Origin of the sequence: Mesorhizobium sp. M7A.F.Ca.US.002.01.1.1, assembly GCF_004022955.1 — a bacterium.
Classification (GTDB): domain Bacteria; phylum Pseudomonadota; class Alphaproteobacteria; order Rhizobiales; family Rhizobiaceae; genus Mesorhizobium; species Mesorhizobium ciceri.
In genome coordinates, this window is sequence record NZ_RZQE01000355.1 from 1 (window position 1) to 6,230 (window position 6,230).

A 6,230-nucleotide genomic window follows, 5' to 3' on the forward strand; every position below is an offset into this window, starting at 1 on the left:
GTGGTTAGGCCGACCGGCAGGTTGTCCCAGGATTTTACCGGCAGACGGCCGGCCTCTCGCACGCTGAAGGCCTTTTCGATGGCGTGGACGTCCTCTGTCGAAATCGGTTTCATCGTCGAAACAGACGTTGCTGTTGCCTTGAAAACCGCGCCTGCCTGGAAGGGCGTCGTTCCGGTGGTTATCTGAATATGCAAGGGCGTGATATCCGCATCCTTGTACATAAATAAAGCGACGCCGTTATGGCTCTCGCCGCCTTCCACGGGATTCATAAGTGCAAGTGGGAACGACGCGCGCGTCCAGCCCGGCGGATCATTCGGCTCCGACCAAACTTTTCCGGGCTGTACCAAGATCTGCCAATAGGACCCAGCTCCCGTGGGCTTGAAGTCCCCCAGGATTTCTTGTGAAGAGGGTACGAGCGTGCTTCCGACGGTCGTGAAACTGATTTCGAAAGCAGGAAATGCATGCAGGTCCTTGCCATTTACCGGTGCAAGCTTGTCGCTACTCACCATGCTTACCTCGGCAAAAGCGAGATGTCCGCTAAATGGCTTCACTGCGGCGACAGAATCCTTTGAGGAAACGAAGTCGTCGTTGGAGCGCAGTTGTAGCGTTGCGCTAGATTTCACATCTTGAACCGCAATTGGTGGCGCCTTTAGATCACCAGCAGTGACGGTAATGGTCGACGACGCGATCCCAAGTGCTACAAAAGCAAATCTCGATCTCATTTTAGATCCTCCTTGTTCCCGTTATTGGCATCGTTTCAGGGCTGCTAAGCCTTCAAAGCGAGTTGGGATCGCGCTGAAGCTGGGCTCGCGACAGTGGCGCCGAGGCTTTCCAGGAGCCATTTCGCTTTCTCGACGAGTTCGGCATTGCTCTTCACAAGCTCGGTCTTCGACATGCGGATCGTGTCCTCCATGCCGATCCGCACATGGCCGCCGAGCAGGTAGGACTGCATCAGCATCGGATAAGCGGCGCGACCGATGCCGAAACCTGTCCAGATGGCGTCTCGTGGCAGCATGTTGCGGGCGAACATCATGGTCTCCGGCGTCGTCGCGAAGCCATATTTCACGCCGAGCACAAGACTTACGAGCGGAGGGCCGCGAAACACGCCGCTTGCGAGAAAGTCGTTGAGGAGATTGATGTCTCCGCTATCGAAAAGCTCGAACTCCGGCCGGACCCCACAGTCGTAGATGATCTCCGCCATCTTCTTGACGTTGGGTGGAGTGTTGATGACGACCTCGCTGCCGAAAGTCATCGTATTGAGGTCCAAGGTGCAGATGTCCGGCCGTAGATCGCGGATGTGCTCGACGCGACGTTCGGCGGTCACGAAATTCGTCCTGGGACCAGCGATCTTGGGATCCTCTTCTCCAGGCTGGAACCGGCCACCAGGTCCGGTGGTGATATTCAGGATCACCTCCGTATTCTTGGCGCGGATCAGACGAACGAGTTCGCGGTAATGATCGAGTTCCATCGACGGCCGACCGTCGGGATGGCGAACGTGAAGATGCAGAATCGCCGCGCCTGCATCGGCGGCCTCAAGCGCCGAGGCCGCGATTTGTTCCGGCGTCACCGGCAGATTGGCGTTGTCTTCCGGCCTCGTCAGGCTACCGGTCACGGCGCAAGTGATGATGGTGTCCTTCGACATGAGGCTTCTCTCTCAGCTTGCGGGGATGGCAGTGGCGGCGATCTCGACGAGAAGGCCATCGTCGATGAGCGCTCCCGCCTGGACCATCGTCGTTGCCGGTCGAATGTCGCCGAAGATCGCGCCGTGAGCTCTGCCGACGGCTTCCCAATCGTTCATGTTGCGAAGGAAGATACGCGTCTCGACGACATCGTCGATCGAGGCGTCGAGTTCGCGCAGGGCAGCGCCGATGCGCTCCAGAACCACGATGGTTTGTTGTTCTGCGTCACCGGGGTGAAGTGCGCCATCGGGTCCGGAGGCGGAGGTGCCTGATACGACAATGATGCTTCCGGCACGGACGGCCCGGGAATAACCGATAGCCGCGCCCCACTTGTTGTTCACGTCGACCCTGGCCCTTTTCATGTGCCGCTCCTTGGCTGTCCTGGATTTTCCTGCCGCGATCATGATGCGAAAGGCAGCAATGCCCGGTCGAATGCCCCCACTATCTCGTCGATATCCGCATCTTCCATGGCGGTGGAGAACGCCATCAACCCATTGCCTGCAATGATCACGCCTTCGTCGAACAACACCTTGGCGAGGGCCGAAACCCGCGCGGCACCATCCGCCGCGGCAAATGTGGATCGGTAGTCGCTCAACGGAGCGTCCGTCAGGTGCACACGCCGCAGCGAACCCAGTCCGGTAACCTGCCCCTTGATCCCGTGTCGGGCGAAACAGGTATGAATACCCTGGTCGAAGCGATCACCGAGGGCCTCGAGCTTCTCGAATGCGGCGGGGGTCAGTTCCTCCAGAGCGGCTATCCCTGCCGACATGGACATGGGATTGGCACTGAATGTCCCGCCATGCGGCACCGCGGGCTGGCCCTTGCTTGGATCAAACACCGACATCACTTCCGCACGGCCGCCGATGGCGCCGATCGCAAAGCCGCCGCCGATAATCTTGCCGAGCGTGGTGAAATCCGGATCGATGTCGAAACGGCCCTGCGCACCGTTGTAGCCAAGGCGAAAGGTGATGACCTCGTCGAGGATCAGCAGCGCCCCGAGCTCGCGCGTAACCCTCCGCAGCATCGCCAGATACTCGGGCTTTGCCGGCACCAGCCCTGCGCGATTGGGCATGACATCGACGAGCACGGCCGCGAGGCTGTTGCCGCTGGCGCGAAGGATTGCCTCGGCTACAGGCGTGTTGTTGAAGGGAATGACGACGACATCGTCGAGCACGCCCTGGGGTGTCCCCTTGGCGGTCGGCACTGATCCCGGCCTGTCGATATCACCCCAGGTGGCGGGGCTGGCGTCCTGGCTTGTCTCGGCCGGATCGTAGGTCCCGTGGTAGGCGCCCTCGCATTTTGCAATCTTCGGTCGGCCGGTGTAGGCGCGCGCGGCCTTGATCGCATTCATCACCGCTTCAGTGCCGGAATTGGTGTAACGAAGCTGCTCGACGGACGGCAGACGTTCGCACAGGATTTCCGACAGTCGGATCTCGCTCTCGGTGGGCATGCCAAAACACGTTCCGGCTTCGAGCTGCCGTGTAGCCGCCTCAACGATTTGGCGGTTCCCATAACCATGGATCAGAGAGGTGAAATTCCCCAATGCGTCGATCCGGACATGGCAATCGACGTCGGTGATCCGGCAGCCATCGCCGCGCCAGGCATAGATTTGATGCGGTTTGCGGTAGACGGTCGTACGCGTGTTCCCGCCAGGCATGACCTCGCGGGCACGGGCATAGAGCTTTTCGGAATTTGGTGTCGCGGGTGCTGACATGAGGTCGCTCATCACTTGGTTCTACGTGGCAAGGTTGATCCGCTCGCGCCGCGGCGTCGGGTCGCCAGTCTCGAATTCTTGCGCGAAGCGGTGTCCTGAATAGACGGCGGCATAAATGGCAGCCGGCGCTTCGCAATCCCCAATGCGCGAGACGCGGCGCAGCCGGCCCGCCTGTCCCTCCTCGAGCCGCCTGGTCAGCGCAGCATAGAGTTCGTTGCGAGGCAGCCGCGCTGTGACGAGGACAACGGCGTCGGTCTCTCGGTGGTTCGTTGCGCCTGTTCGCGCATCGATGAAGAGGGCCTGGCCTTCATGCGTGCCGGTGAGCGCCATGTGCGTAACCATTCCGACGCCGCGCTCATATAGACGCTTTGCTGTTCGAATGTTTTCAAGCGTGTTGATCGTGAAGGAGGAGATGTCGGCTGCTGGTGTGACCAGCGTCACATTTTTGCCCATTAGCGCCAGTTTTTCAGCGATCACGGCGCCCATGTAATAGTGGTCGTCGTCATAGACGACAATTCGGCCCGAAGGGATACTGCTGCCCATGATGTCGTCCGGTGTGAACACGGGCACGCTGGCCGACAATGTAAGCGGCTTGAACGCCGCGCGTCCGACGCCATCGGCGCGCCATTGCGATCCTGTTGCGAGCACGACCTCATCGGCGTCAAACTCGAGGACGTCGGCCAATCCGAGATCGCTTTCGAGATAGACCCCGACATTCGAGAGTTTATCGAGCTGAGTGACGCGCCAGTCGCGGACCCTCAGCCATTCACGCAGGCCCGGCAGCTCGCCCTCAAGGGTCACGCGGCCACCGAGACGGCTCTGCCGCTCGGCCAAGGTTACCTGGTATCCGCGCTGACCGAGCGCCCGGGCGCATTCGAGGCCCGCCGGCCCACCGCCGACCACGAGCACGCTCGAATCGCTTGATTTGGTGGAAATTCGCTCGGGATGCCAGCCGCGACGCCATTCCTCGCCCATGGTCGGGTTTTGCGTGCAGCGCAGGTTCGTCATGGCAAAGTGGCTCGACACGCAGATGTTGCAACCGATGCACTCGCGGATATCTTCGTAGCGCCCCTCCTCGATCTTCTTCGGCAGGAAGGGATCCGCGATCGAGGGGCGCGCGGCGCCAATCATGTCAAGCACGCCGCGACGGATCAGACTTGCCATTGTGTCCGGCGAGGTGAAGCGCCCGACACCGACGACCGGCTTGGTGGTGACGCCCTTGATCCCGGTCATGAACGGCTCGTGGTCGTTCTCCGATGCGAAGCGGGAGGTCGGCGAATCGTCAGCCCAAGTCCCCACCACGAGATCCCATAGATCGGGCAGTTCGGCGAGCAAGCTGATGGCCTCTATCCCTTCGTCCGCTGCCCGAAGTCCTTCGGGGCCAAACAGTTCATCGATGATCAGACGTACGCTAACCGCGCAGGCATCGCCGCCACCCTCTCGCGTCGCCTCGATCAATTCCTTCAGAAGGCGAACCCGGTTTTTCAGCGAGCCGCCATATTCGTCGGTGCGCTGATTGCGGGGCGAAATGAATTGGAAGGCGATGGTGGAAAAATTGCCGTCGACATTGAGGATGTCGAAGCCAGCCTTACGCGCACGCTGCGCCGCCGCCTTCCACCAGCCCAGCAGTGCCTTGATGTCGGACTTGTCCATGGCGCGAACCTGGACCGGATGGTGTCCGCTGACGGGTCGGTCCATCGGGCCGAGCGGCACGTCGCGGGTCATGCGATTGGCGTTGTAGTAGGCGGGATAGGCGAGTTGCACGCCGGCGAGCGAGCCGTGCTCGTGGACCGCTTCCACCATCAATGCGAGCGGTGGAATGTCTCCGTCATCCCACAGCATCTGCAGAACCTCCGGCATGAGGTCGCCAGAGGGATGAACCGAGCAATGCTCGGTGTTGACCACCGCCCACCCGCCCTCGGCCTTGATGCCGCGCATCGCGGCATGGGCTTGCGGTCGCAAATTGCCCATGCCGTTGCAGTGAGGTGCCTGGTAGAATCGGTTGCGAGCGACAACAGGTCCGATCCGCACCGGCTCGAACAGGATATCGAAGCGTGGATCGCGCATGCATGGCTCTTTCTGTGCCCTCGCCTTGAAGAACGAGGAACGGCGTGCTTGGTCAGTGGCTGAAGCCAGGACGATCGCTAGGCGCGGATCTTGATCCAGGTTGCCTTGAGCTCGGTGTATTTGTCGATCGCATGCAGCGATTTGTCCCGTCCGAAGCCGGACTGCTTGTAGCCGCCAAAGGGCATTGTAATGTTGCTCTCATCGAAGTTGTTGACCCAGACAGAGCCCGCTCTCAGCCGGCGAGCTGTGGAGAGCGCGACGTCGATGTTGTCGGTCCACACCGCGGCGGCCAGGCCATAGATGGTGTCGTTGGCGAGCGCGACCGCCTCCTCCGCCCCGGAAAAGGAGATGGTGGCGAGGACGGGGCCGAAGATCTCCTCCTGCGCAATCCGCATCTTGTTGCTGACATTGTCGAAGACGGTCGGCTCGATGTAGTAGCCGCCGGTCTCGCTGAGCACTTGCTTGCCGCCGGACTTGAGCTCGGCCCCTTCCTTGGAGCCGATATCGATGTAGTCGAGCACACGATCCATTTGAACCTGGCTGACCATGGCGCCTAGCTTCGTGGCTGCATCAAGGGGATCGCCAACAGTCAGCGTTTTCCCGACAGCAATCACCTTCTCGAGAAACACGTCCTTGATCTTGGCGTCGACCAGCAGGCGCGAACCGGCGTTACAGACTTCACCCTGGTTGAAGAAGATGCCATAGGCCGCCGCTGTCGCGGCTTCGTCGAGGTTGCCACAATCGGCCATCACGATATGTGGAGTTTTGCC

The 6,230-nt window shown here is 60.8% G+C and carries 5 protein-coding genes and 1 pseudogene; all 6 read right to left on the reverse strand.

Going from position 1 to position 6,230, the window contains the following annotated elements; translation table 11 throughout:
* Positions 1-722 (reverse strand): annotated as a pseudogene (locus tag EN932_RS26225) (hypothetical protein); the annotation flags it as partial.
* Positions 723-766: 44 nt separating this feature from the next.
* The gene (locus EN932_RS26230; protein WP_128337890.1) at positions 767-1,642 is read right to left on the reverse strand and encodes a 3-keto-5-aminohexanoate cleavage protein; all 876 of its coding nucleotides are present in this window, start codon (positions 1,640-1,642) and stop codon (positions 767-769) included.
* 12 nt (positions 1,643-1,654) lie between these two features.
* Positions 1,655-2,041, reverse strand: a complete 387-nt coding sequence (locus EN932_RS26235; RefSeq protein WP_127416074.1) for a RidA family protein — start codon at positions 2,039-2,041, stop codon at positions 1,655-1,657.
* Positions 2,042-2,079: 38 nt separating this feature from the next.
* Positions 2,080-3,405 carry an aminotransferase class III-fold pyridoxal phosphate-dependent enzyme gene (locus tag EN932_RS26240; protein ID WP_245476058.1) on the reverse strand — a complete coding sequence of 442 codons (1,326 nt, stop codon included), beginning with the start codon at positions 3,403-3,405 and terminating at the stop codon, positions 2,080-2,082.
* A gap of 9 nt (positions 3,406-3,414) precedes the next feature.
* A complete protein-coding gene (locus EN932_RS26245) occupies positions 3,415-5,460 on the reverse strand; it encodes an FAD-dependent oxidoreductase (RefSeq protein ID WP_128337891.1) in 2,046 nt (681 codons plus the stop codon).
* A 77-nt stretch (positions 5,461-5,537) separates the two neighbouring features.
* The coding region (locus EN932_RS26250) for an aldehyde dehydrogenase family protein (RefSeq protein WP_128369163.1) at positions 5,538-6,230 on the reverse strand (693 nt) is incomplete at its 5' end.

Excerpts from the sequence above, each read along its gene's own strand:
- EN932_RS26245 (WP_128337891.1), bottom strand. The coding sequence starts at position 5,460 with ATGCGCGATCCACGCTTCGATATCCTGTTCGAGCCGGTGCGGATCGGA.
- EN932_RS26240 (WP_245476058.1), bottom strand. The coding sequence starts at position 3,405 with ATGAGCGACCTCATGTCAGCACCCGCGACACCAAATTCCGAAAAGCTC.
- EN932_RS26230 (WP_128337890.1), bottom strand. The coding sequence starts at position 1,642 with ATGTCGAAGGACACCATCATCACTTGCGCCGTGACCGGTAGCCTGACG.
- EN932_RS26235 (WP_127416074.1), bottom strand. The coding sequence starts at position 2,041 with ATGAAAAGGGCCAGGGTCGACGTGAACAACAAGTGGGGCGCGGCTATC.